Origin of the sequence: Plantibacter auratus, from assembly GCF_050587365.1 — a bacterium.
Lineage (GTDB): Bacteria > Actinomycetota > Actinomycetes > Actinomycetales > Microbacteriaceae > Plantibacter > Plantibacter auratus.
On the sequence record NZ_JBOBFV010000001.1, the window covers coordinates 852,654 to 873,689 of the forward strand.

A 21,036-nucleotide genomic window follows, 5' to 3' on the forward strand; every position below is an offset into this window, starting at 1 on the left:
GGATCACGACGGGCACCCGCCACTCAGATGACCGGAGGTCGCCCTGCGCGCGTCATCCGCCAGACCGTCCGCCAGCGCAGTGGACGACGTTCGCCGGGGTCCGTCCGCCAGCCCTCGCGCCAGCCACCGAACCAGGGACGGAGGGCGTCCGGCTTCCGCCACCACCGGATCACCTGGATCGCGGTCCAGGAGCCCACGTACAGCGGGATGAGCGGCACCGGGAGGTTCCGCCGCGCGAGCCAGACCCGGTTCCGCGCGTTGAGCCGGTAGTAGGCGGTATGCCTCGTCGGTTCGGTCACCGGGTGGTTCGCTTCGAGGGACGCCTCGTACCAGGCTCGCCTCCCCTGGTCCCAGACCCGCCAGGCGAGCTCGATGCCCTCATGCGCGTAGAAGAACGGATCTGCCCATCCACCGACGGCGTCGAACACCGACCGCGGCAACAGGACGGCCGCTTCGAGGCAGGAGAACACGGCGCTCGAATGCCCGGGGTCCTTGTCGCGGGTGCGCGGCACCCAGCGGGACGGCGTCGCTGCACCGTCCGCGTCGGCGAGCCGGGGCTGGATGAGGCCGATGGAGCGGTCCGCGTCGAGCATCGCGATGGCGTCGCGGAGGAACGTGGTGGACGGGATGGTCGCGTCGTCGTCGAGGAAGAAGACGAACTCCCCCTGCACGGCGTCGGCACCACGGTTGCGGCCGGCCGGGATCCCGAGGTTCTCCGACAGGGCCAGGCCTCGAGCGCCGTGCGGAAGTCCGGTCGGCTGCCAGCCGTTGCCGACCACGACCACGTCGAGCTCCACCGCTTGCTGGGCGAGCACGCTCTCCACGGCTGCGGTGAGTTCGACCGGGCGGGTCCCCTGCGTCAAGACCACGACGCCGACGGAGCGCGTGACCGGGATCGGGCCGGACATCACGCGTGGAGCCGCTTCGACGAGACGATCGCGATGAAATGCCCGACGAGCGTCAGGAACGCGAGCGGAACGAGGATCGCGAGCACCCAGCGCATCGCCTCGACGTCGCCGACGAACAGGCCGACCACGGAAGCGGCGAAGATCACCATGGTGAGCTCGACCGAGTGGAACAGCCGGTGGAACGGGAGGAACCGCGCCACCGTCCGCGCCGTAGCGAGCAGTCCCCCGCGCGGCGCCGACTCCTCGGTCGAGTAGGTGAGTTTCGGCGCCCCGAACCCGGCGCGGGCGACCCGCACCATGTCGTTCAGCGCCTTGTTGAGGACGACGAACAGCGCGAGTGCGAATCCGAGGGTGATCCAGACGAGGTCTTCGGGCGCATCGACCGGCCACGCGGCGGCACGGATGCCGAGGGCGATCGCGATGAGCGACTCGGTGGAGTAGTGGCCGACGGAGTCCAGGAACGCACCGGCCGGACTCGACGTCCGCCGCCAGCGCGCGACCTCACCGTCGCAGCAGTCGACGAGCATCTGCGTCTGGCCGAGCACGAGCGCGAGGGCCGCGCCCCCGAATCCGGGGATGAGGAGCGCGGCGGCCGTGGCCCACCCGGTCAGGATCATCAGACCCGTCACGCCGTTCGCGCTGATGCTCGTGCGCAGCAGCAACCACGTGACGTACGGCGACAGGTCTCGCAGGTAGAGGTCGGCCGTCCAGTGCTCGGCGTTCTTCCGCGCGCGGACCTCCGGCGGTTGCGCCACGGCACGGAGCTCGGCGATCGTCCGCGGGGGCGTGAGCCTCGGACCGGTTCCGGCCGTGCTGGGATCCGACATCTAGACCGCCTTCGGTGGATTGCGCAGCGCGGAGATACCCTTCGCGAGCGAGCCGTAGCCGAGCACGAACCCCGTGCCCCAGCAGAAGTGGATGCACGGCAGGACGGCGAGCATCCAGAGGCTCGTGCGTACCCCGTCCCGCCCGGTGACGACGATGCTCGCGAGCAGCACGATGGCCGCATAGGCGATGGGGGCCGCGAACCCGAGGAGCAGCCACGGCGTCGCCCCCGCACCCAGCTGGACCAGGCCTCCGAGCCCGAGCAGCGTGCCGAGCACGATACCGAGCACCAGGACCGGCGGCGCGAAGTAACGGAGCGTGCCGCGGGTGGGGAAGCTCCGGCTGAGCTCGCCGCGCCAGAGTCCGGTGGAGAAGAACTGCCGCGCCAGGGCGCGCATGCTCGCACGCGGGCGGTAGACGACGCGCAACGCGGGCGTGAACCAGACGAGGCCGCCGGCCTGCTTGATCCGGCGGTTGAGCTCCCAGTCCTGTCCGCGTTTGATGCGCTCGTCGAACATGCCCACCCGCATGAGCATCTCGCGGTCGAAGACCCCGAGGTAGACGGTGTCGGCAGGCCCCTCTCGACCGCCGACGTGGTGGGGTGTGCCGCCGAGCCCGACGCGCGAGCCGTACGCCCGCGCCACCGCCGTCTCGAAGCTCGTACGCCCTTGGGCGTCCATGATCCCGCCGACGTTCTGCGCCCCCGTGCGGAGCATGGTCTCGACCGCGAGTCGCGCGTAGTCGTCGGGCAGCTCCGAGTGGGCGTCGACCCGGATGACGATCGGATGCGTCGACGCGGCGATCGCCAGGTTGAGTCCGGCCGGGGTCGACCCGACGCGGTTCTCCAGCACGTGGATGCGCGGGTCGGCCGCCTGGAGCTCTCGGACGAGCTCGGTCGTGCCGTCGATGCTCGGCCCGACGGCGATCGTGATCTCCACGTCGCCGGCGTAGTCCTGCGCCAGGAGGCTGTCGACGGCTGCCCGGACGTGGCGGACGTCGTTCAACACCGGCATCACGTAGGAGACTCCGGGCGACGACGGTGCGTCGGCCTGGCCTGTGTCGTTCGACATGGGGGTTCACTCCGTGTTTCGTTCGATCGAGCCTAGCAGCCGGTCGTCGGGGTGGCCCGGACGCGGAGGACGCCCGCACGGAGGCCGTGCGGGCGTCCTCCGGGGCCTGACGCCCCGGGTGTCAGAGCGCGAGCTCGCCGAGCGTGACCTCGGCGGTCTGCGAGTCGTTGCCGCGGGTGAAGGTGAGCTTCGCCGTCGCCCCCGCCGCGAGCGCCCGCACCTGAGCGGTCAGGTCGTTCGCACCCGTGACCGGGACGCCGTTGAACTCGGTGACGATGTCCCCGGACTTCAGACCCGCGGCCTGCGCGGCGCCGTTGTCGGTGACCTTGTCGATGAGCGCGCCGGCGACCGTGCTCTTGGCGTCGCTCGAGGCGTCCTTCACGGTCGCGCCGAGCAGGCCGTGGGTCGCCTTGCCCGTCTTGATGATCTCGTCCGAGACGCGCTTGGCGATGTTCGCCGGGATGGCGAAGCCGACGCCGATGCTGCCGCTCTGCGACGACGAGTCGGTGCTTCCGGCGCTCGCGATCGCGACGTTGACCCCGATGAGCTTGCCGGTGCCGTCGACGAGCGCGCCACCCGAGTTGCCGGGGTTGATCGCCGCGTCGGTCTGGATGACCGCGATCGAGATCGAGGAGGTCGGCGCGGTCGGAGTGGTCTGCCCCGGCACGTCGAAGTTCCACGGGCTCTGGTTGTCGCCGTTGGAATCGCCGGACCCGCCGTCGTCGCTCGATCCGGAGTCCGGAACAGCGGAGGAGGCGACGGTGATGCTCCGGTTGAGCGCGCTGACGATGCCGTCGGTGACGGTCCCCGCGAGTCCGAGCGGCGCACCGATCGCGACGGCCGTCTCGCCGACGTTGAGCTTGTCGGAGTTCGCGAACTCCATCGGGCTGAGACCCGAGGCGTCCTCGAGCTTGATGACCGCGAGGTCGTAGATCGGGTCCGTGCCGACGATCTTGGCGTTGTACAGCTTGCCGTTCGCATCGGTGACCCGGATGGTCGGGTCGGCGACCTGGCCGTCCAGGGTGACCACGTGCGTGTTCGTCAGGACGTAACCGTCCTTGCTGAGGATGATCCCCGAACCGGTACCGGCGCTCTGCCCGCCCTGGACCGAGAGGGTCACGACGCTCGGCCCTGCCGTCGCGGCGATGGCCGTGGTCAGGCTCACGTCGGCGTCGTCGTTGATGGTGAACGCCTTCGAGCCAGCCTCGTTGCTCGAGACACTCGACTTCGTCGCGTTCGTGACCCAGAGCGTCGCCCCGGCGCCGGACGCTCCTCCGATGAGGGCGCCGACGGCGAGCATCGCGACCATGCCCGCCAGCGGGCGGTTGGTCTTCTTCGTCCGAGCTGCCGGTGGTGTCGGGACGCCAGGGTGCTGCCCGGTCGGCTGCTGGGCGTACGGGGACGCACCGTAGGGACCGTGCTGCTGACCAGGCTGGGCCGTGGGCTGCTGGCCGGTGGGCTGCTGGTACGCGGCGTACGGGTTCGGCTGCTGCTGACGGGAGAAGGCTGCGGCCGGGTGCTGCGGCGCCTGCTGGTACGGCGAGCCTTGCTGGGCCGCGCCGTAGGGCTGCTGCGTCGGCTGACCAGTTGGCGGTGCGACCGGAGGCATCGCGGTCGGGGGCGGGAAGTACGCTCCTGAGGTCGACGGCCGTGCCTCGCCCGCGGGAGGCACTGTGCCGCCCGCCTGCTCAGCGGGTGCGGACTGCGGCGCGGTCTCACCGGTCGGGGTGGACTGGGGGTGTTCGGCGGGCTGCTGTCCGTCTGCGGTGTCGGTCATGGCGATTCTGCTCCTTCCAAGCGCAGTCAGCTTCCCGTGCTGAGCTGAGTGTTTCATTCGCGCCCGCTGTGCGCCGGCTAGGGCTTCGCCGCAAGGACCTGCGCACGGTGTCCTAGATTGGGAGCGGCCCGCGCCCGCGGCCACGGAGGGAGATCGACATGGTGGTTGACGGACCCTGGCGGCGCACCGCCGAAGGCGCCGGCCTCGTCGACGAGGACGGACACGTCTCGTCGACGATCTTCGCGGAGATGAGCGCGCTCGCGATGCAGACCGGCGCCGTCAACCTCGGCCAGGGGTTCCCCGACGAGGACGGACCCGAAGCGGTCCTGGCCGAAGCGGTCGCGGCCATCGAGCGCGGCGAGAACCAGTACCCACCCGGCCCGGGCACCCTCGACCTCCGCACCGCGATCAGCGAGCACCAGCGACGGTTCTACGGTCTCCAGCCCGACCCGCAGGGAGAGGTGCTCGTCACCGCCGGAGCGACCGAGGCGCTCGCCGCGACCCTGCTCGCCCTCGTCGAGCACGGCGACGAGGTCGTGACCTTCGAGCCGTTCTACGACGCGTACGGCGGACTCATCGCCCTCGCCGGCGGCCGGCACCGGACGGTCAAGCTGCGCGCACCCGACTTCCAGCCGGACCCGGACGAGCTCCGCGCCGTCGTCACCGACCGGACCAGGATCATCCTCGTCAACACGCCGCACAACCCGACCGGCACCGTCCTCGACCGCGCGACGCTCGACCTGATCGCCGAGTTGGCGGAGCGCCACGATGCGATCATCGTGACGGACGAGGTCTACGAGCACCTGACCTTCGACGTCCGACACGTCCCCGTCGCGACCCTGCCGGGTGCCGCCGGACGCACACTCACGATCTCGTCCGGTGGCAAGACCTTCAGCACGACCGGGTGGAAGATCGGCTGGTTGAGCGGACCCCGCGAACTCGTCACGGCCGTCTCGACGGTCAAGCAGTACCTCAGCTACGTCAACGGCGCACCGTTCCAGCCGGCGATGGCGACCGGACTCCGACTGCCCGACGCCGCGTTCACGGCCATCGCCGACGGCCTGCGCGGCAAACGGGACCTCCTGAGCGCGGGCCTCTCCGCCGCCGGTTTCGACACCTTCCGACCGGACGGCACCTACTTCATCGTGGCCGACGCGACCCCGTTGGGCTTCGACGACGCTGCGGCGTTCTGCCGGGCACTGCCCGAGCTGGCCGGCGTCGTTGCGGTGCCGCTGTCGGCGTTCTGCCTCGACCGGCACGACCCGGACTACGCGTCACTGGTCCGGTTCGCGTTCTGCAAACGCGTCGAGGTGCTGGAGCGGGCCGTCGACGGCCTCGCCCGACTCCGCAGCTGACGCTCCGATGCACAAGACGACGGGCACCGGATCGCTCCGGTGCCCGTCGTCTCGTCGATCCGCTACTTGGTGAGCGAGTCGACGTACTCCTGGTTGTCGCTGATCCACTGCTTGACGACCGGCGCGTAGTCCTTCGAGTCACCCTCGTTGAACATCGCGTTCTCGAGCGAGAACAGTCGCTCCGAGTCGAAGTCGAAGTCCTTCAGCCACCCGGCGAGCGTCGGGTACTCGTCCGCGAAGTCGGCCTTGCCGAAGCTGTGGATGCCTTCGGCATCTCCGAGGGCGCCCTTCGGGTCCTCGAGGTCCTTGATCGGGAACGCGTCGTAGGCCCAGTGCGGACGCCACAGCGTGACGGCGATGTTCTCGCCGGCGTCGGTCGCGGCCTTCAGCTCCGAGAGCATGGCAGGAGTGCCCGAGGTCAGGAACTCCCAGTCGTCGAGGCCGTACTCGGGGATGACCTGGTCCTGGGTGGCCTCGGTCAGTCCGGCACCGGGGTCGATGCCGACGAGGCGGCTGTCGAAGAGGTCCGCGTTGGCCGCGAGGTCCTCGAGCGAGTCGACAGGGGCGTCCTCGTTGACGGCGATCGTGAGCTTGGCGTCGGTGTTCCAAGCGCCGAGGTCGACGACGTCGTCACCGAACTTCTCGATGTAGCTCGCGTGCGTGGTCGGCAGCCAGACGTCGAGCGTCAGGTCGTAGTCACCGGTGCTGAGGCCGGAGAACACCGGGGCGGGCTCAGCCTCCTCGAGGGTGACGTCGTAGCCCTGCTCCTCGAGCACGGCCTTCCACAGCTCGGAGGCCGCGATGCCCTCGTCCCAGCCGCTGAACACGGCGATGGTCACCGCCTGCTTGTCGCCGTTCTCGAGCGTCTCATCCGAGGCGCCCGCGGAGCAGCCGGAGATGGCGAGCGTCGCCGCCGCCCCCGCTGCGATGGTGGTTGCGATCTTGGTGCGGTACTGCATGTTCGATGATTCCTTTCGTCCCGCGTGACGCGGGGATCGGTGTCGTCGGATGGAAAGCTGTGTGCCGGTGGGTCACCGCGCGGCGGTCGGCGACTCGGCGGGAGTGCGCTGCTCCTCGCCTGAGGCGGTGCTGTCGGTCGTCGTGGTGCTCGCGGCCGGTGCCGGGCGGATCCCGCCGGGCGAGGACGGGGCAGCCTTCGTGCGCTTCCCGCGCTGTTTACGACCGCCGCCGAGGGAAGCCGTGAGGCGGTCCAGGAAGATCGCCAGGATGACGACCGACAGGCCCGCTTCAGAGCCGAGCTGGATGTCGATCCGGGAGAGGCTCTTGACGACGTCGCCACCCAGACCGCCGGCGCCGACCATTCCGGCGATGACGACCATGGAGAGCGAGAGCATGATGACCTGGTTGACTCCGGCCATGATGTTCGGCATCGCGAGCGGCAGCTGGATCTGACGGAGGATCCGCCACGAGGAAGCACCGAACGCGTTGCCGGCCTCGACGACCTCGCGGTCGACGTTGCGGATCCCGAGTTCCGTGAGACGGACGGCCGGGGCCAGCGCGAAGACGATCGTCGCGACGATGCCCGGGACGACGCCGATGCGGAACAGGATGAGCGCGGGGATGAGGTAGACAAACGCCGGAGTCGTCTGCATGAAGTCGAGCAACGGCCGGATGATCGACGACGCGACCTTCGAGCGGGCCGCCAGGATGCCGAGCGGGATCCCGATCACGATGGCGATGAGTCCGGCCACGAGCACGAGCGAGAGCGAGTCCATCGCGTTGTCCCACTGCTCGACGCCGACGATGATCAACAGCCCGACCGCGGAGCCGACGGCGAACACCGGGCCTCGTGCGACGAAGGCCAGCAGGGCGGCGACGATGATGATCACCCAGAACGGCGGACCGCTGAGCACGAGGTCGACGCCGTCGTACAGCCCCTGGAAGACGCTCCGGATGACGTCGAAGACGGGCTGGAAGACGTCGGTGATGAAGTCGACGAAGGCTTCGACCCACGCACCGATCTCGGGGCGGGTGATGGCGTCCAGGAACCCGGACGACTGGAGACGGATGCCGTTCATCGGACACTCCCTTCCGGCAGGATCGCTGCCGGTTCGGCGGCGCTGGTCTCGATCGACGAGGTCACGTCGTCGGGGTGCTGCGGGTCCTCCGCGGTCGACCGCAGGGTCGCCGTGATGAGCTCGACGGGCACCGTCGCCGGCGGCCCGACGAGGCTGATCTCGTCCGTGTTGGTCGGGACGTTGCCGACGGCGGCGAGCAGGGTCACCCGCGGGACGACGCCGAGCAGGCGCGTCCGCTCGTCCACGACCGCGACGGGCAGGGCACTCTCGACGGCGGACTCGAAGAGGTCGACGAGCGCCGCCTCCGGCGAGACCGTGGCGAGGTCGGCGGTGATGACGCTGCCGAGCTCGTGGTCGCCCGCACGGACGAGACGCAGCACGTCCTTGTCGCGGACGACGCCGAGGAGCTGCCGACCCGGACCGACCACGAAGGCGGTCGAGGTCTGCAGGTCGCGCATGATGCGCAGGGCAGCCCTGGGTCCGGCGGACGCGGAGACGACGGAGCGCGCGGGTTCCATCACGCCACCGGCGGTCAGGACGCGGGCGCGGTCGACGTCCTGAACGAACTGGGCGACGTAGTCGTTCGCCGGGTCGGTCAGGATGTCGTTCGGGGTGCCCACCTGGACGATCCGGCCGTCGCGCATGACGGCGATCCGGTCGCCGAGGAACATCGCCTCGTTGAGGTCGTGGGTGATGAACACGATGGTCTTGCCGAGCTCGGCCTGCAGCTCGACGAGCTGCTCCTGCATCTCGCGGCGGATGAGGGGATCGAGCGCGGAGAACGCCTCGTCCATGAGGAGGATGTCGGTGTCCGAGGCGAGTGCGCGGGCGAGGCCGACGCGCTGCTGCATCCCACCCGAGAGCTGGCCCGGGAGCTTGTCCTCCCAGCCTGCGAGCCCGACGCGCTCGACGACGGCCTGGGCCCGCTCGCGTCGTTCAGCGGCCGGAACACCCTTCACCTCGAGTCCGTAGGCGGCGTTCTCGAGCACCGTGCGGTGCGGCAGCAGGGCGAAGTGCTGGAAGACCATCGAGATGTTGTCCTGTCGGACCGCACGCAGCTGCTTCGAGGACACCCCCGAGATCGGCTTCCCGGCGATGGTCACGGTGCCCGCCGTCGGCTCGAGCAGGCCGTTGAGCATCCGGATCAGCGTCGACTTGCCCGAGCCGGAGAGGCCCATCACGACGAAGATCTCGCCCTGCTTCACCTCGAACGAGGCGTCGATGACGGCTGCGGTGGTCCCGCCGGAGGCGAGTTCGTCACGCGAGGCACCGGCCTGCAGGCGTTTCACGGCTTCCTTCGGCTTCCTGCCGAAGACCTTGTACAGTCCCGTCGCGGAGACGGCAATCGTTTCGGTCATGTGTTCTCCTGGAAGCGCACGCGGAACCGCGGTGCGCTCTTCCTGTCGATCGTCAGGCCGGGTCGAACGGCTCTCGATCCGCCCCATCGGCGCACTGATGGACAGCGCGCGGGCTCGGATCACGTGGGGCGACAACGGCTACCGCGTGGCGTTCGACCGTACGTCCAGCACGCCGTCACGGGGCGACAGGGGGCGGGACGCGGTTACGTAGGTCAGCCCTTGCGGGCCGTCGACAACGCTAACGAAACTCACAGCTGCTGGCTAATCGACGATCCCCCAAAAGGCGGACATCGCGCACGGCCTCCGTGTCAAAACCGAACATGGTCAGGGTTTTCCGCCCGAGTCCTTCGTTATGCGTTCGTGACCTTCGCCCGGCCGGTACAGCCGCGGATCGCCCTCACTCCCCCACCGCGACGCCGATGAACGAGTGATCGAACACCAGGCTCGTGCGGGTCGAGGCGACCGTCGGATCGGCCGACAGGTGCTCGACGACGAAGTCGCGGATGTGGGCGCTGTCCCGCGCCGCGAGATGGATGACGAAGTCCTCGGAGCCGCCGAGGAAGAACACCTGCACGACCTCCGGGAGCTGTCGGATGCCGGCGCTGAACTCGGCGATACGGGCGCGAGCCCCCGCCCTGATGTTGACGCTGATGAGCGCCTCAAGACCGAGCCCGACCGCGACCGGATCGATACGCGCCGAGAACCCCGTGATCACGCCGCGGTCGACGAGCGACCGCACTCGGGCGACACACGTCGAGGGGGCGATGCCGACGAGCTCCGCCATGCGGGCGTTCGTCATGCGTGCGTTCTCCTGCAGGAGCCGCAGGAGTGCGTGGTCGACGTCGTCGAGGTCCGCGCGTCCGTGCAGATTGTTCGTCATCCTGCGCCCACTCTCCTTTTCAGCCGAATCATCATCGAGTTCAGACACGAATTCCGCAAAAACTGCGGTGTTCATTTGGCTGAAACGCAGCAACCCCAGAATAGTCCCACACCGTCCACCGACGAGCGGGAGAGCCGAGCCTTGGCCCAGCCTGCGAGAGGAACCAGCCATGCGAATCGGCATCCCCACGGAGATCAAGAACAACGAGAACCGGGTCGCGGCGACGCCCGGCGGCGTCCACGAACTCGTCCGACACGGCCATGAGGTCGTCGTCCAGGCGGGCGCCGGCCTCGGGTCCGGCAATCTCGATGAGGCGTATCGTGCCGCCGGCGCGACCATCGCCACCGACGCGGCCTCCGTCTGGGCGGCGGGCGACCTCCTACTCAAGGTGAAGGAGCCCGTCGCCGCCGAGTACGACTTCCTGCGGGCCGACCAGACGCTCTTCACCTACCTCCACCTCGCGGCGGACCGTCCGCTCACCGACGCCCTGATCGCCTCTGGGACCACCGCGATCGCCTATGAGACCGTGCAGCTACCCAACCGCTCCCTCCCGCTCCTGCAGCCCATGAGCGAGGTCGCAGGACGACTGTCCACGCAAGTCGGCGCCTACCACCTCATGCGCGCCACCGGTGGACGAGGGATCCTGCTGGGCGGCGTGCCCGGAACCCCCAAGGCGAAGGTCGTCGTCATCGGCGGCGGGGTCGCCGGCGAGCACGCCGCGGCCAACGCGCTCGGCATGCAGGCGGACGTCACGATCATCGACATCTCCATCCCTCGCCTGCGGGAGCTGGAGAACCGCTTCAGCGGGCAGATCCAGACCAGGCCGTCATCGGCTTACGAGATCGCGGAGCAGCTCCGCGACGCCGACCTCGTCATCGGCTCGGTGCTCATCCCCGGGGCCCAGGCCCCGAAGCTCGTCACCGACGCCATGGTGGCGGACATGAAGCCCGGCTCGGTGCTCGTCGACATCGCCATCGACCAGGGCGGCTGCTTCGAGGGCTCACGGCCGACGACGCACGACGACCCCACGTTCCGGGTCCACGACAGCCTCTACTACTGCGTGGCCAACATGCCCGGTGCCGTCCCGGAGACCTCGACGCGAGCGCTGACCAACGCCACCCTCCGGTACGCCCTCGCCATCGCCGACCAGGGCACGAACGACGCCGTGGCGGCCGACGCAGCACTCCGCGCGGGCGTCAACATCCACGCGGGTGCGGTCACCAACGCCGGCGTGGCCGCGGCGTTCGGCCTCCCCGTCGTGACGATGGGCTGATCCACAGCCCGCCGACGGCGGGCGATCATCCCCGGAAACGACGAAATCCCGGTCTCGAGGAGACCGGGATTTCATCTTTTCTGTTGCAGGGGCAGGATTTGAACCTACGACCTCTGGGTTATGAGCCCAGCGAGCTACCGAACTGCTCCACCCTGCGGCACAAGAGATAAACCTAGCATGCATTCTGAGGGCGTGCAAATCGCGTGCCGCTGAGCACTCCGATTCCGGCCGAATCCCTCCTCCTGGAACGCCGAACGGCGCCGCCCGTCAGGGCGACGCCGTTCGGATTGCAGGCTCGGAATCAGCCGTTCAGCAGAGCCAGCGCCTGCGCCAGTGCGTCGGAGATCTTCTTGTCCGCCACCCCGTAGGCAGCCCAGTCACCGCTCGCCATGGCCGCGTCCTTCTCGACCATCGCGGCCTTCGCCTGGTCGAGCAGCGTCTTGATCTGCGCGTCCACCGTCGGGTCACCCGTGCTCGGGGTCGAGCCCGTGTCGGTTCCGCCGCCGGTGTCCGTGCCGTCCGTCGGGGGCGTCGTGCTGTCGCCCGGGACGTTCGTGTCACCCGCATCCGCACCCGAGTCGCCGCCGAACAGGACGTCGAGCGCCTCGTCCAGCGTGTCCTCGAAGGCGATCTGGTCGCCGAAGGCGACGAGCACCTTCTGCAGGAGCGGGAAGCTCGTGTCGCCGGTGGACTTCACGTAGACCGGCTGCACGTAGAGCAGACCGCCACCGACCGGCACGGTCAGCAGGTTGCCGTTCAGCACCTCGGTCTGACCCTGCTTCAGGATGTTGATCTGGCTCGACACGCTCGGATCGGAGTCGAAGGTGTTCTGCACCTGGCCGGGGCCCGGTACGGTGTCGTCCTTCGGCAGGGTCAACAGCCTGATCTTGCCGTAGTCGGAGCTCCGCTTGCCGTCCTCGGCGCCGGCGTTCGCATCGACCGCGAGGTAGCCCGTCAGCACGTTCCGCGACTGCTCACCGCCCTGACGCGGGATGAACGTGGAGTACAGGGAGAAGGACGGCGCGTCCTGCTCGGGCAGCTGCATCGTCAGGTAGTACGGCGGCTGGTACTTCTTCTCGGTGTCGGTCGACTGCGGGTCGTTGGGGGTGACCCACGCGTCCTCGCTCGAGTAGAACGATCCGGCGTTGGTGACGTGGTACTGGCCGAGCACCGAACGCTGGACCTTGAAGAGGTCGGCCGGGTACCGCACGTGGCTCATGAGATCGCCGGACATGTCCGACATCGGCTTGACCGTCGACGGGAACACCTTCTGCCAGGTCTTGAGGATCGGATCCTGGTCGTCCCAGCTGTAGAGCGTCACCTTGCCGTCGTACGCGTTGACGGTCGCCTTCACCGAGTTCCGGATGTAGTTGACGTCGTCGAGCGCGTAGTTCTGCGCCGGCGTGACCGAGTCGGAGATCGTGTCGGACAGGCTCACGGTCTTCGAGTAGGGGTAGCTGGCGCTCGTCGTGTAGCCGTCGACGATCCAGACGATCTGACCGTCCACCACGGACGGGTAGGGGTCGGAGTCGAGCGTCAGGTAGGGAGCGACCTTCTGGACTCGGGTGAGCGGGTCGCGGTCGTAGAGGATCTGCGACTGGCTGTTCACGGAGTCGGAGAGGAAGATCTGCTCGGACTGGAACTTGAGTGCGTAGACGAGCTTCTTGAAGACGTTGTCGAGCTTGGGCCCGCCATCGCCGTCGAAGGTCGTGTAGGTCTGCGACTCACCTTGCGTGCCCGACGGGTAGTCGAGCTCCACCGGGTCCGCGCCCTTGGGAGCGCCGACGATGGAGTAGTCGGGCGACTGCTCACCGAAGTACACGCGCGGTTCGAAGTCGCCGAGCGCGCCGGTGGTGGGGATGCCCGACTCGAGGAAGACCGGCTCACCGGAGGCCGAGCGCTGGTTGCCGTAGGCCGCGACCAGACCGTACCCATGGGTGTACACGACCGTGTTGTTGATCCACGACTGCGAGTTGTCGAGGCCGGCGACGTTCAGCTCGCGGACCGCGACGACGGCGTCCTGCGTCTTGCCGTCGATGTTGTAGCGGTCGACGTCGAGCTGCTTGTCGAAGGAGTAGAACTGCTTGAACTGCTCGAGCTGCGCGACCGAGGCGCTCACGAGCGACGGGTCGATGATCCGGATGTTCGCCGTGGTCTCGGCGTCCTGACGGAGCGCTCCGGGGGTCGCGTCGGTGGTGGCCGCGTACTCCTCCTCCTCGACGTCGGCGATCCCGTAGGCGTCGCGGGTCATGTCGATGTTCCGCTTGATGTACGGCGTCTCGAGGCTCTTTGCGTTCGGCTCCACCTGGAAACGCTGGACGATCCACGGGTAGAGGCTGCCGACGATGAGGGACGCGACGATGAGCAGCGCGGTACCGACGAGCGGCAGACGCCAGCGGCCGGTGAACGCGGTGACGACGAACAGGACGGCGACCATGAGCGCGATCCCGGCGAGGATGACCCGACCGGGGATGGTCGCGGCGACGTCCGTGTACGAGGCACCGGTGATGAGCGTGCCGGTGTCGTTCAGCGTCGTGTACTGGTCGAGCCAGAGGCTGACGGCCTGCAGGATCAGGTACAGCGCGGCGAGCACCGAGATCTGCACGCGGGCCGCCATGGAGATCCAGACCTCACGGCTCACCACCCGGATGCCTCCGTAGAGGTAGGTGACGACGGCGGTTGCGATGAGGGCGATCAGGACGACCGCCGAGGAGAAGGCGACCACGGCTTGGAAGAACGGCAGGTCGAAGAGGTAGAACGACACGTCGAGGTTGAACTGCGGGTCCTTGGTACCGGACGGGGTGCCGTTCATCCACAGCAGCACCAGCTGCCAGCGCGAGGCCGCGGCGACACCGCCGAAGAGCCCGAAGAGCGCCGGGATGCCGTAGGTCGCGAGTCGGCGGAGCGGCTCGACCACCTGCTGGTAGCGGTCGACCTGCGAGCTGAGCTTCGCATAGACCGGACGGGTCCGGTAGGCGATCTCGATGGCCAGCCAGACGGGGAGGGCCATCCCCACGAACCCGACGAGGAACATGGCGATCGCCGCGATCCACTGCGTGGTCAGGACCTCGGTGAAGCCGAGCTGTTGGAACCACAGCAGGTCGGCGTAGAACCCCGAGAACACGAAGAACCCGATGAGGAGCGCGGCGATGATCGCCACCGTGATCGCGATCGGGGCGCGTCGGCGCTGAGTGGACAGGGGCTTCTCTGCTGCTGCGGATGTCACGTGTGGCCTCTTCAGATAGGGGTCGTCCCACCCATCCTAAAGCGGCCGGGCTGGGAGAGCGCCCGAAGTGGTCAACCGGCCGAGCAGGTGGGCAGCTTGCTCGTGTCGGCTCCGTCCGCGATGGCCTTGAGCGCTGTGAGCGAATCGTCGAGGGTCTTCACGGCGAAGACCGTCAAGCCGTCGGGGACGTGTCCGGCGACCTCGTCGCAGTTGCTCTCCGGTGCCAGGAACCACTCGGCCCCGGCGTCCTTCGCGCCGAACAGCTTCTGCCGGATGCCGCCGATCGCGCCGACGTTCCCGTCGGCGTCGATCGTCCCGGTACCGGCGACGTCCTTCCCGCCGTTGAGCTCACCCGGGGTGAGCAGGTCGATCATGCCGAGCGCGAACATCATGCCGGCGCTCGGGCCGCCGACGTTGTCGAGCTGGATGGTGATGTCGACGGGGAGGTCGTAGGTGGTCTTGGTACCGATGCCGATCACGGTCGAGGTCGTCCCGTCGGACGCGGTCGCGGTCGTCGGCGTGATCTCGACGGTGCTCGCCACTCCCCCACGCACGATGTCGAGCGTGACCGGCTTGTCCGTACCGTTGGCGTTGATCGCGTCCCGCAGGCCGGCCAGGCCGGTCACGGGCGTGCCGTCGACCGCGACGATCTCGTCGTCGAGCCGCAGCACCCCCTGCGCGGGCGCACCCTCAGCGATCTGTGCCACCACGATGTGCTCGGGAACCTCGTACCCGAGCTCGCGCAACGCCGCCGCGACCGAGTCCTGCTGCGAGTCGACCATGAGGGTCGCGTTCTGCTCGTCGCGCTGCTCGGTCGTGACGCCGGGCGGGAAGTAGAGGTCCATCGGCACGACGGCGCGGCTCGGGTCGAACCAGGCCGAGACGATGTCGAGCCAGCCCGGGCTCCGTTGCGGATTCCCGACCAGCTGGACCGTCAACATGTCGAGCGTGCCGCCGGTGTCGTAGGTCTGCTCGTCGTGGACCTCGATGAGCGGGACGTCGCCGTCGTCACCCTCGGTCGTACCCAGCACGTTGAACACGGGACCCGGCTGTTCGATGACGTACGGTGCGGGAACCGCCGACAGCACGCCGAGGAGGACGAGCGAGAGGCTGAGCACGATCCAACCGAACCGAGCGCGACGATTGCGCCCCTGACCGGTCGGTGCCGAAGCGGTGGGAGCCTCATCGGCGAAGAGCGACATGCAAGCCTTCCGGAGTGTTCGCGGTGGGCGGAAACCCGACCAACCATACCCCGGCGATTCTTCAGCGAGGTGCGACTAGCGTAGAAGGCCCAGCAGCGAGCTATCTGAGAGGCGGCTGACGTGCCAGAGGATTCCGACAAGAGTCCGGAGGACGAGTTCCGCGACATGCTCCGCGAGCTCCTCTCCGGCAACGGTTCGTTCGACCCGAGCCAGCTCGCCGGCGCCGCCGGCCTTCCCAGCGATCCGGCCAGTCTCGCTGCGCTCATGTCGCAGCTCCAGGGCGCACTCCGCTCCGGTGGCGACGGCATCAACTGGGACACCTCGCTCCAGCAGGCGAAGACCATCGCCGGGGACGGCTCCCAGGACACGACGCCCGAGCAGCGTGCGGCGTTCGAGCAGGCGTTCCACATCGCCTCCCTGTGGCTCGCCGACGTCACCGACGTGGCCGAGCTGTCGAGCGAACCGGCCCTGTACACGAGGACGCGCTGGGCCACGAAGACGATGCCGTTCTGGACGCAGCTCGCCGAGCCGGTGGCCAGGAACATCGCGAACGCCCTGACCGGCGTGCTCACGGAACGCGCGCCCGAGGAGCTGTCGAGCATGATCGCGAACGCCGGACAGCTCGTCCGCGGCATCGGCGGCACGCTCTTCGCGATGCAGCTCGGACAGGTCGTCGGTCAGCTCTCCAAGGAGGTCGTCTCCGGCGGCGACATCGGCATCCCACTGCTCGACGACAACGAGGCCGCCCTGGTGCCCCAGAACGTCGCCGACTTCGGCGAGGGTCTCGACATCCCGGCGGATCAGGTCCAGATCTACCTCGCGGTCCGTGAACTCGCGCACGCACGACTCTTCCGCCACGCCCGCTGGCTCCGCCTGCACCTCATCTCCTCGATCACCGACTTCGCACGCGGCATCCGGATCGACACCGAGCGACTCGAGGAGCTCGCCGAGAGCTTCGACCCGTCGAACCCCGAGGAACTTCGAGAGGCCATGACGAGCGGTGCGCTCATCCCCGCCCGAACCGAGGCGCAGGACGCGAGCCTCGCGCGACTCGAGACGACGCTCGCCCTCATCGAGGGCTGGGTCGACGTGGTCACCGCGGCAGCCACCGAGCGTCTCCCCCGCTCCGCGGCCATCGCGGAGACCGTCCGCCGACGCCGCGCCGCCGGTGGGCCGGCCGAGCAGGCCTTGGGCGCGCTCGTGGGACTCGAGCTGCGACCCCGCCGGCTGCGCGAGGCTGCGCAGATGTGGCAGCAGGTCACCGACGCCGTCGGTACCGCGCAGCGCGACGCCCTGTGGTCGCACCCCGACCTCGTGCCGACCGCAGCCGACATCGACGCCCCGGAGGCGCTCATCGCGCGCCTCGAAGCTGAGGCCAGGGGTGAGCGTCCCGAGCAGGACGAGATGGATCTCGCGCTCGAAGACCTCCTCCGCGGCGAGGAACGCGGCGACCAGCACGACGACGAGCCCGGTTCGGAGCCCTCCGGCCCGAACGGTGCCGGCGGCCCCCCGGTCTGATCCACGGCGACGCTCCACAGCTCGTCCTTCCGGGCGGGCTGTGGAGAGCGCCGACGCGACCGGTCGTCGACCCGCCATCATCGATGGATGACGACGCGCCTCGATCCCAGGAGACCGCTGCTCTGGCGAACCCCGCACAGCCTGCAGGTGGGAGTCGATGAAGCAGTCGTGCTCGACAGCGTCCGGACCGAGACCGAGCAGGTCGTCGCGGCACTGCGTGCCGGCTTCCCGGGTCTGGTCGAACGACGACTCGCGGACGCCTTCGACATCCCAGCCCACGAGATCGATCGCGTCCTCTCGACGCTCGACCCGGTGATCGAGCACGGCGGCCCCACCTCCGGCCCCGCCGTGACGCACCGGGTCGTCGTGGACGGCGCGAGCCTGGCGGCCGAGCTCCTCCGACGCCTCCTCTCCGAGCAGGAGGCGGTCGCACTCCTGCCACCGGAGTCCGGGTCGACCGGAGCCGGGTCGCACCCTGGCCGGGTCGACGTCGCCGTCCTCGTCGCCGACTTCGTCATCCCGCCGAGTCGGTACACGCGGTGGCTGCGCGACGACGTCCCGCACCTGCCGGTCGTGTTCAGCGATCGTGTCGTTCGGATCGGGCCGTTCGTGACACCCGGCTCAGGGCCGTGCCTGCACTGCGTCGAGCTGCACCGCACCGACGACGATCCGGCCTGGCCGGCCGTCGCCTCCCAGCTTCTCGGGCACCGCTCGCCACTCGACACCCAGCTCCTCGGTGCGGAGGTCGCGACGCGCGTGACCCGTCTGGTGCTCCGACACCTCGACGCGTCCCGGCCCATCCTCGCGAGCACCCAGCTGGTGGTCGACGCCGCGACCGGTGGGGTCAGGCGCCGCGTCGTCCGGGAGCACTCGAGGTGCGCATGCCGAGCTCTGCCAGGAATCGCGACGGCTCGCGACGACCACCGCGTTGCTGCGTCTCGGACCAGGACAGGTTGAGCAGCCGCTTGGCGCGCGTGATGCCGACGTAGAGGAGCCTCCGTTCCTCGTCCGCCTGCTCGAACTGTTTCGCGTAGGAGATCGGCAGATAGCCCTCGGAGAGCCCGATGAGGTGCACGGCCTCCCACTCGAGGCCCTTCGCCGAGTGCAGGGTCGCCAGCGTGACCGCCTCGACCGTCGGCTCGTGCTGCGCGGCCTGCCGCAGTTGCAGCTCATCCGTGAAGGCGCGGAACGAGGTCCCCTCCGGCGCCTGGTCGACGAGCCCCATGATCGCGTTGAGCGACTCCCAGCGGTCGCGCACCGCGCCGCCGCCGTCGGGCGGGTCCTGGCTCCAGCCGAGCGACCGGAGCACGTCGCTCACGGACTTGAACAGGGGCTCACCACTGATCGAGACGGAGGCAGCGCGGAGCTGGAGCAGGGCCTGCCGTACCTCGGGCAGCTCGAAGAAGCGCTTGGAGCCGTGCATGACGTAGGGGATGCCGGCTTCGCCGAGGGCCGTCTCCAACGCCGCCGCCTGGACGTTGATCCGGTAGAGCACGGCGATCTCCGAGGCCGGGACGCCCGCCTGCAGCTGCACGAGGATCTCCGAGGCGACGCCTCTCGCCTCGGACAGCTCGTTCGGGTACTGCCGCAGGCCGACCGCCGGCGTCTCAGGGCGTGCGGTCTGGGTGCCCTCGTCGTCGCGTGCGGTGGCCGCTGAGAGGTGCAACGCCCCCGGGCGCCCCCGCATGAGCGTGTTCGCCGCGGCCACGACCGGCGGGGCGGAGCGGTAGTTGCGCTCGAGCCGGACGACCGTGGCGTCGTGGTACCTGGTCGGGAAGTCGAGCAGGTAGTCGGAACGGGCACCGGCGAAGGAGTAGATGGTCTGGCTCGCGTCGCCGACGACGCACACGTCCCGTCGACCGCCCAGCCAGAGTTCGAGGAGTCGGTGCTGCAGCGGCGAGACGTCCTGGTACTCGTCCACGACGAAGAAGCGGTACTGCTCGTGCACCTGCATGGCGACGGCGGGCTCGGTCTCGATCATGCCGGCGCAGGCGAGCAGGACGTCCTCGAAGTCGATGCGTCGGCGCTCGTCCTTCAACTGCTCGTAGGTCTCCTGGAGCGAGACGACCTGCTCGAGGGACAGCTTGGCCGGCAGCGGCCGGTTCGACGCCGCATACTGCTCGAGGGTCAGGCCGGACACCTTGCGCCATTCGATCTCACCCGCCACGTCGCGCAGGGTCGCGGTGTCGACCCGCAACCGGAGCCGTTCGGCCGCGTGCCCGAGCACCCGGCCCTTGCTCTCGACGAGCGCGGGCACCTGACCGCCGACGACCTGGGGCCAGAAGAAGTTCAGCTGCGAGAGCGCGGAGGCGTGGAAGGTCCTGGCCGAGACGCCCTCGGCTCCGAGCGCCCGGAGCCGACCACGCAGTTCAGCAGCGGCGCGGCTGGTGAAGGTGAGCGCCATGACGCGCGACGCCGTGTAGGTCCCGGTCGCGACCCCGTAGGCGATGCGATGGGTGATCGCGCGGGTCTTGCCGGTGCCTGCGCCGGCGAGCATGCACACGGGTCCGCGGAGCGCCTCCGCTGCGACGGCCTGGTCGGGGTCGAGTCCGGCCAGCAGTTCGGCCGGACTGCTCATCGGGGCCCCTCGGTGGTGCCGCGCCTCATCGAGACCAGGATCCGCGAAGCCACTCGTCGATCACGGCTCGTGCGATCGACGACGGTCCGGGGAGGATGACGTCGGTGGCCGGGTCCTCGAGTTCCTCCCGCGTGAACCACCGGAGGTCGAGGATCTCCTGGCCGTCCGGGACGAGCGCCTCCGGATCTTGATCCTCCGCGAGCGGGGCGACGAAGCCGAGCATGAGCGAGCGCGGGAACGGCCACGGCTGCGAACCGAGGTAGACGGGAGTGCCGAGACGCATCCCCGACTCCTCGAAGATCTCGCGGGCGACGGCTTGCTCGAGAGACTCGCCGGCATCGACGTAGCCGGCCAGCAGTGAGTACCGGTTGTGCTCCCACATCGCGTTCGACCCGAGCAGGATCCGTCCCTGAGGATCGACGACCGCGACGATGACCGCGGGATCCATGCGCGGGAAGAGTTCGTTGCCGTCGACCGGACAGTGCCGCGCCCAGCCGGCGTTGCGGACCGTGGTCGGCGAGCCGCAGTGCGCACAGAACGGCTCGGCGCGGTGCCAGCCGGCGATCGCCAGCGACGTCGCCAGGATCCCGACGTCGCGGTCGGACAGCCGGTGTCCGCTTCGACGGAGGTCGAACCAGCGGTCCTCATCCTCCGTGATCGCGTCGGCGTCAGCGTCGGCGAGGACCCACAGCAGGATGTCCGTGCCCGGTGGTGTCCCCGGGGTGTCCTCGACGGTGCTTCCGAGGTAGACCATGAGCTCCGGCTCGGGCAGCTCCGAAGGATTCAGGAGGTCGAGCGCATCGCCGGTCACGAGTGCGCGCCGACCACGGAGGACGACGGCTCGGGCGTTCGGATCGACCCGCAGTCCGTCGAGCACGTCCGGTCGTGAACGGAGCTCGCCGTGACGGTCGAGTCCGCCTCTCGCGAGCGGTAGACCGGCGAGTGCGCGAACCTGAATCGTCATGGACAACCTCTCTGAGGGCGTGGCGAGCGCGGCTCACCGGGACGGCCCCGTACCCTGGATGTC

16 protein-coding genes and 1 tRNA gene are annotated in these 21,036 nt (G+C 69.2%); 4 read left to right on the top strand and 13 right to left on the bottom strand.

Going from position 1 to position 21,036, the window contains the following annotated elements; translation table 11 throughout:
- Nucleotides 1-23: 23 nt before the first annotated feature.
- The 4 genes from ACQ3HE_RS03990 to ACQ3HE_RS04005 form a co-directional block, all read right to left on the bottom strand.
- Nucleotides 24-908 carry a glycosyltransferase family 2 protein gene (locus ACQ3HE_RS03990; RefSeq protein ID WP_430891411.1) on the bottom strand — a complete coding sequence of 295 codons (885 nt, stop codon included), beginning with the start codon at nt 906-908 and terminating at the stop codon, nt 24-26.
- Nucleotides 908-1,735, bottom strand: coding sequence for a CDP-alcohol phosphatidyltransferase family protein (locus ACQ3HE_RS03995; protein ID WP_079705567.1), 828 nt, complete (start codon nt 1,733-1,735; stop codon nt 908-910). Before ACQ3HE_RS03995 ends, ACQ3HE_RS03990 begins: the two co-directional genes overlap by 1 nt.
- A complete protein-coding gene (locus ACQ3HE_RS04000; RefSeq protein ID WP_079705566.1) occupies nt 1,736-2,803 on the bottom strand; it encodes a glycosyltransferase family 2 protein in 1,068 nt (355 codons plus the stop codon). It lies immediately after the preceding gene.
- A gap of 121 nt (nt 2,804-2,924) precedes the next feature.
- Nucleotides 2,925-4,580, bottom strand: coding sequence for a S1C family serine protease (locus ACQ3HE_RS04005; protein ID WP_430891412.1), 1,656 nt, complete (start codon nt 4,578-4,580; stop codon nt 2,925-2,927).
- 158 nt (nt 4,581-4,738) lie between these two features.
- On the opposite strand from ACQ3HE_RS04005, the gene ACQ3HE_RS04010 reads away from it, so the two are divergent.
- Nucleotides 4,739-5,935: an aminotransferase class I/II-fold pyridoxal phosphate-dependent enzyme gene (locus ACQ3HE_RS04010; RefSeq protein ID WP_430891413.1), complete on the top strand. Its 1,197-nt coding sequence runs from the start codon at nt 4,739-4,741 to the stop codon at nt 5,933-5,935.
- Nucleotides 5,936-5,997: 62 nt separating this feature from the next.
- On the opposite strand, the gene ACQ3HE_RS04015 is transcribed toward ACQ3HE_RS04010, so the two are convergent.
- From ACQ3HE_RS04015 to ACQ3HE_RS04030, 4 genes are all read right to left on the bottom strand, one after another.
- A complete protein-coding gene (locus tag ACQ3HE_RS04015; RefSeq protein WP_430891414.1) occupies nt 5,998-6,894 on the bottom strand; it encodes a glycine betaine ABC transporter substrate-binding protein in 897 nt (298 codons plus the stop codon).
- 72 nt (nt 6,895-6,966) lie between these two features.
- Nucleotides 6,967-7,974: an ABC transporter permease gene (locus tag ACQ3HE_RS04020; protein WP_430891415.1), complete on the bottom strand. Its 1,008-nt coding sequence runs from the start codon at nt 7,972-7,974 to the stop codon at nt 6,967-6,969.
- Entirely contained in the window at nt 7,971-9,332 is a 1,362-nt protein-coding gene (locus ACQ3HE_RS04025) for a quaternary amine ABC transporter ATP-binding protein (protein ID WP_079705561.1), read from the bottom strand. Before ACQ3HE_RS04025 ends, ACQ3HE_RS04020 begins: the two co-directional genes overlap by 4 nt.
- A 397-nt stretch (nt 9,333-9,729) precedes the next feature.
- Entirely contained in the window at nt 9,730-10,212 is a 483-nt protein-coding gene (locus tag ACQ3HE_RS04030) for an Lrp/AsnC family transcriptional regulator (protein WP_079705560.1), read from the bottom strand.
- 169 nt (nt 10,213-10,381) lie between these two features.
- On the opposite strand from ACQ3HE_RS04030, the gene ald reads away from it, so the two are divergent.
- Nucleotides 10,382-11,485, top strand: a complete 1,104-nt coding sequence (ald, locus tag ACQ3HE_RS04035) for an alanine dehydrogenase (RefSeq protein WP_159878270.1) — start codon at nt 10,382-10,384, stop codon at nt 11,483-11,485.
- An 83-nt stretch (nt 11,486-11,568) separates the two neighbouring features.
- On the opposite strand, the gene ACQ3HE_RS04040 is transcribed toward ald, so the two are convergent.
- The 3 genes from ACQ3HE_RS04040 to ACQ3HE_RS04050 form a co-directional block, all read right to left on the bottom strand.
- Nucleotides 11,569-11,642: transfer RNA gene (locus ACQ3HE_RS04040), tRNA-Met, on the bottom strand.
- A gap of 144 nt (nt 11,643-11,786) precedes the next feature.
- On the bottom strand, nt 11,787-14,711 hold the full coding sequence (locus ACQ3HE_RS04045; RefSeq protein WP_124769026.1) for a UPF0182 family membrane protein: 2,925 nt from the start codon (nt 14,709-14,711) through the stop codon (nt 11,787-11,789).
- A 71-nt stretch (nt 14,712-14,782) separates the two neighbouring features.
- Nucleotides 14,783-15,913 carry a YlbL family protein gene (locus ACQ3HE_RS04050; RefSeq protein WP_159878268.1) on the bottom strand — a complete coding sequence of 377 codons (1,131 nt, stop codon included), beginning with the start codon at nt 15,911-15,913 and terminating at the stop codon, nt 14,783-14,785.
- 165 nt (nt 15,914-16,078) lie between these two features.
- Between ACQ3HE_RS04050 and ACQ3HE_RS04055 the strand changes: the two genes are divergently transcribed.
- Together ACQ3HE_RS04055 and ACQ3HE_RS04060 are read left to right on the top strand one after the other, a co-directional pair.
- The gene (locus tag ACQ3HE_RS04055) at nt 16,079-17,431 is read left to right on the top strand and encodes a zinc-dependent metalloprotease (RefSeq protein ID WP_430891912.1); all 1,353 of its coding nucleotides are present in this window, start codon (nt 16,079-16,081) and stop codon (nt 17,429-17,431) included.
- Nucleotides 17,432-17,518: 87 nt separating this feature from the next.
- Nucleotides 17,519-18,388 (top strand): TOMM precursor leader peptide-binding protein, encoded by an 870-nt coding sequence (locus tag ACQ3HE_RS04060; protein WP_430891416.1) that lies wholly within the window; start codon nt 17,519-17,521, stop codon nt 18,386-18,388.
- Here ACQ3HE_RS04060 and ACQ3HE_RS04065 read toward each other — a convergent pair.
- A complete protein-coding gene (locus ACQ3HE_RS04065) occupies nt 18,276-20,009 on the bottom strand; it encodes an ATP-dependent helicase (protein WP_192005220.1) in 1,734 nt (577 codons plus the stop codon). The genes ACQ3HE_RS04060 and ACQ3HE_RS04065 overlap by 113 nt on opposite strands.
- A gap of 25 nt (nt 20,010-20,034) precedes the next feature.
- The gene (gene nudC / locus ACQ3HE_RS04070) at nt 20,035-20,973 is read right to left on the bottom strand and encodes an NAD(+) diphosphatase (protein ID WP_430891417.1); all 939 of its coding nucleotides are present in this window, start codon (nt 20,971-20,973) and stop codon (nt 20,035-20,037) included.
- Nucleotides 20,974-21,036 lie beyond the last annotated feature (63 nt).

Excerpts from the sequence above, each read along its gene's own strand:
- ACQ3HE_RS03990 (WP_430891411.1), bottom strand. The coding sequence starts at position 908 with ATGTCCGGCCCGATCCCGGTCACGCGCTCCGTCGGCGTCGTGGTCTTG.
- ACQ3HE_RS03995 (WP_079705567.1), bottom strand. The coding sequence starts at position 1,735 with ATGTCGGATCCCAGCACGGCCGGAACCGGTCCGAGGCTCACGCCCCCG.
- ACQ3HE_RS04000 (WP_079705566.1), bottom strand. The coding sequence starts at position 2,803 with ATGTCGAACGACACAGGCCAGGCCGACGCACCGTCGTCGCCCGGAGTC.
- ACQ3HE_RS04005 (WP_430891412.1), bottom strand. The coding sequence starts at position 4,580 with ATGACCGACACCGCAGACGGACAGCAGCCCGCCGAACACCCCCAGTCC.
- ACQ3HE_RS04010 (WP_430891413.1), top strand. The coding sequence starts at position 4,739 with ATGGTGGTTGACGGACCCTGGCGGCGCACCGCCGAAGGCGCCGGCCTC.
- ACQ3HE_RS04015 (WP_430891414.1), bottom strand. The coding sequence starts at position 6,894 with ATGCAGTACCGCACCAAGATCGCAACCACCATCGCAGCGGGGGCGGCG.
- ACQ3HE_RS04020 (WP_430891415.1), bottom strand. The coding sequence starts at position 7,974 with ATGAACGGCATCCGTCTCCAGTCGTCCGGGTTCCTGGACGCCATCACC.
- ACQ3HE_RS04025 (WP_079705561.1), bottom strand. The coding sequence starts at position 9,332 with ATGACCGAAACGATTGCCGTCTCCGCGACGGGACTGTACAAGGTCTTC.
- ACQ3HE_RS04030 (WP_079705560.1), bottom strand. The coding sequence starts at position 10,212 with ATGACGAACAATCTGCACGGACGCGCGGACCTCGACGACGTCGACCAC.
- ald (WP_159878270.1), top strand. The coding sequence starts at position 10,382 with ATGCGAATCGGCATCCCCACGGAGATCAAGAACAACGAGAACCGGGTC.
- ACQ3HE_RS04050 (WP_159878268.1), bottom strand. The coding sequence starts at position 15,913 with ATGTCGCTCTTCGCCGATGAGGCTCCCACCGCTTCGGCACCGACCGGT.
- ACQ3HE_RS04055 (WP_430891912.1), top strand. The coding sequence starts at position 16,079 with ATGCTCCGCGAGCTCCTCTCCGGCAACGGTTCGTTCGACCCGAGCCAG.
- ACQ3HE_RS04060 (WP_430891416.1), top strand. The coding sequence starts at position 17,519 with ATGACGACGCGCCTCGATCCCAGGAGACCGCTGCTCTGGCGAACCCCG.
- ACQ3HE_RS04065 (WP_192005220.1), bottom strand. The coding sequence starts at position 20,009 with ATGAGCAGTCCGGCCGAACTGCTGGCCGGACTCGACCCCGACCAGGCC.
- nudC (WP_430891417.1), bottom strand. The coding sequence starts at position 20,973 with ATGACGATTCAGGTTCGCGCACTCGCCGGTCTACCGCTCGCGAGAGGC.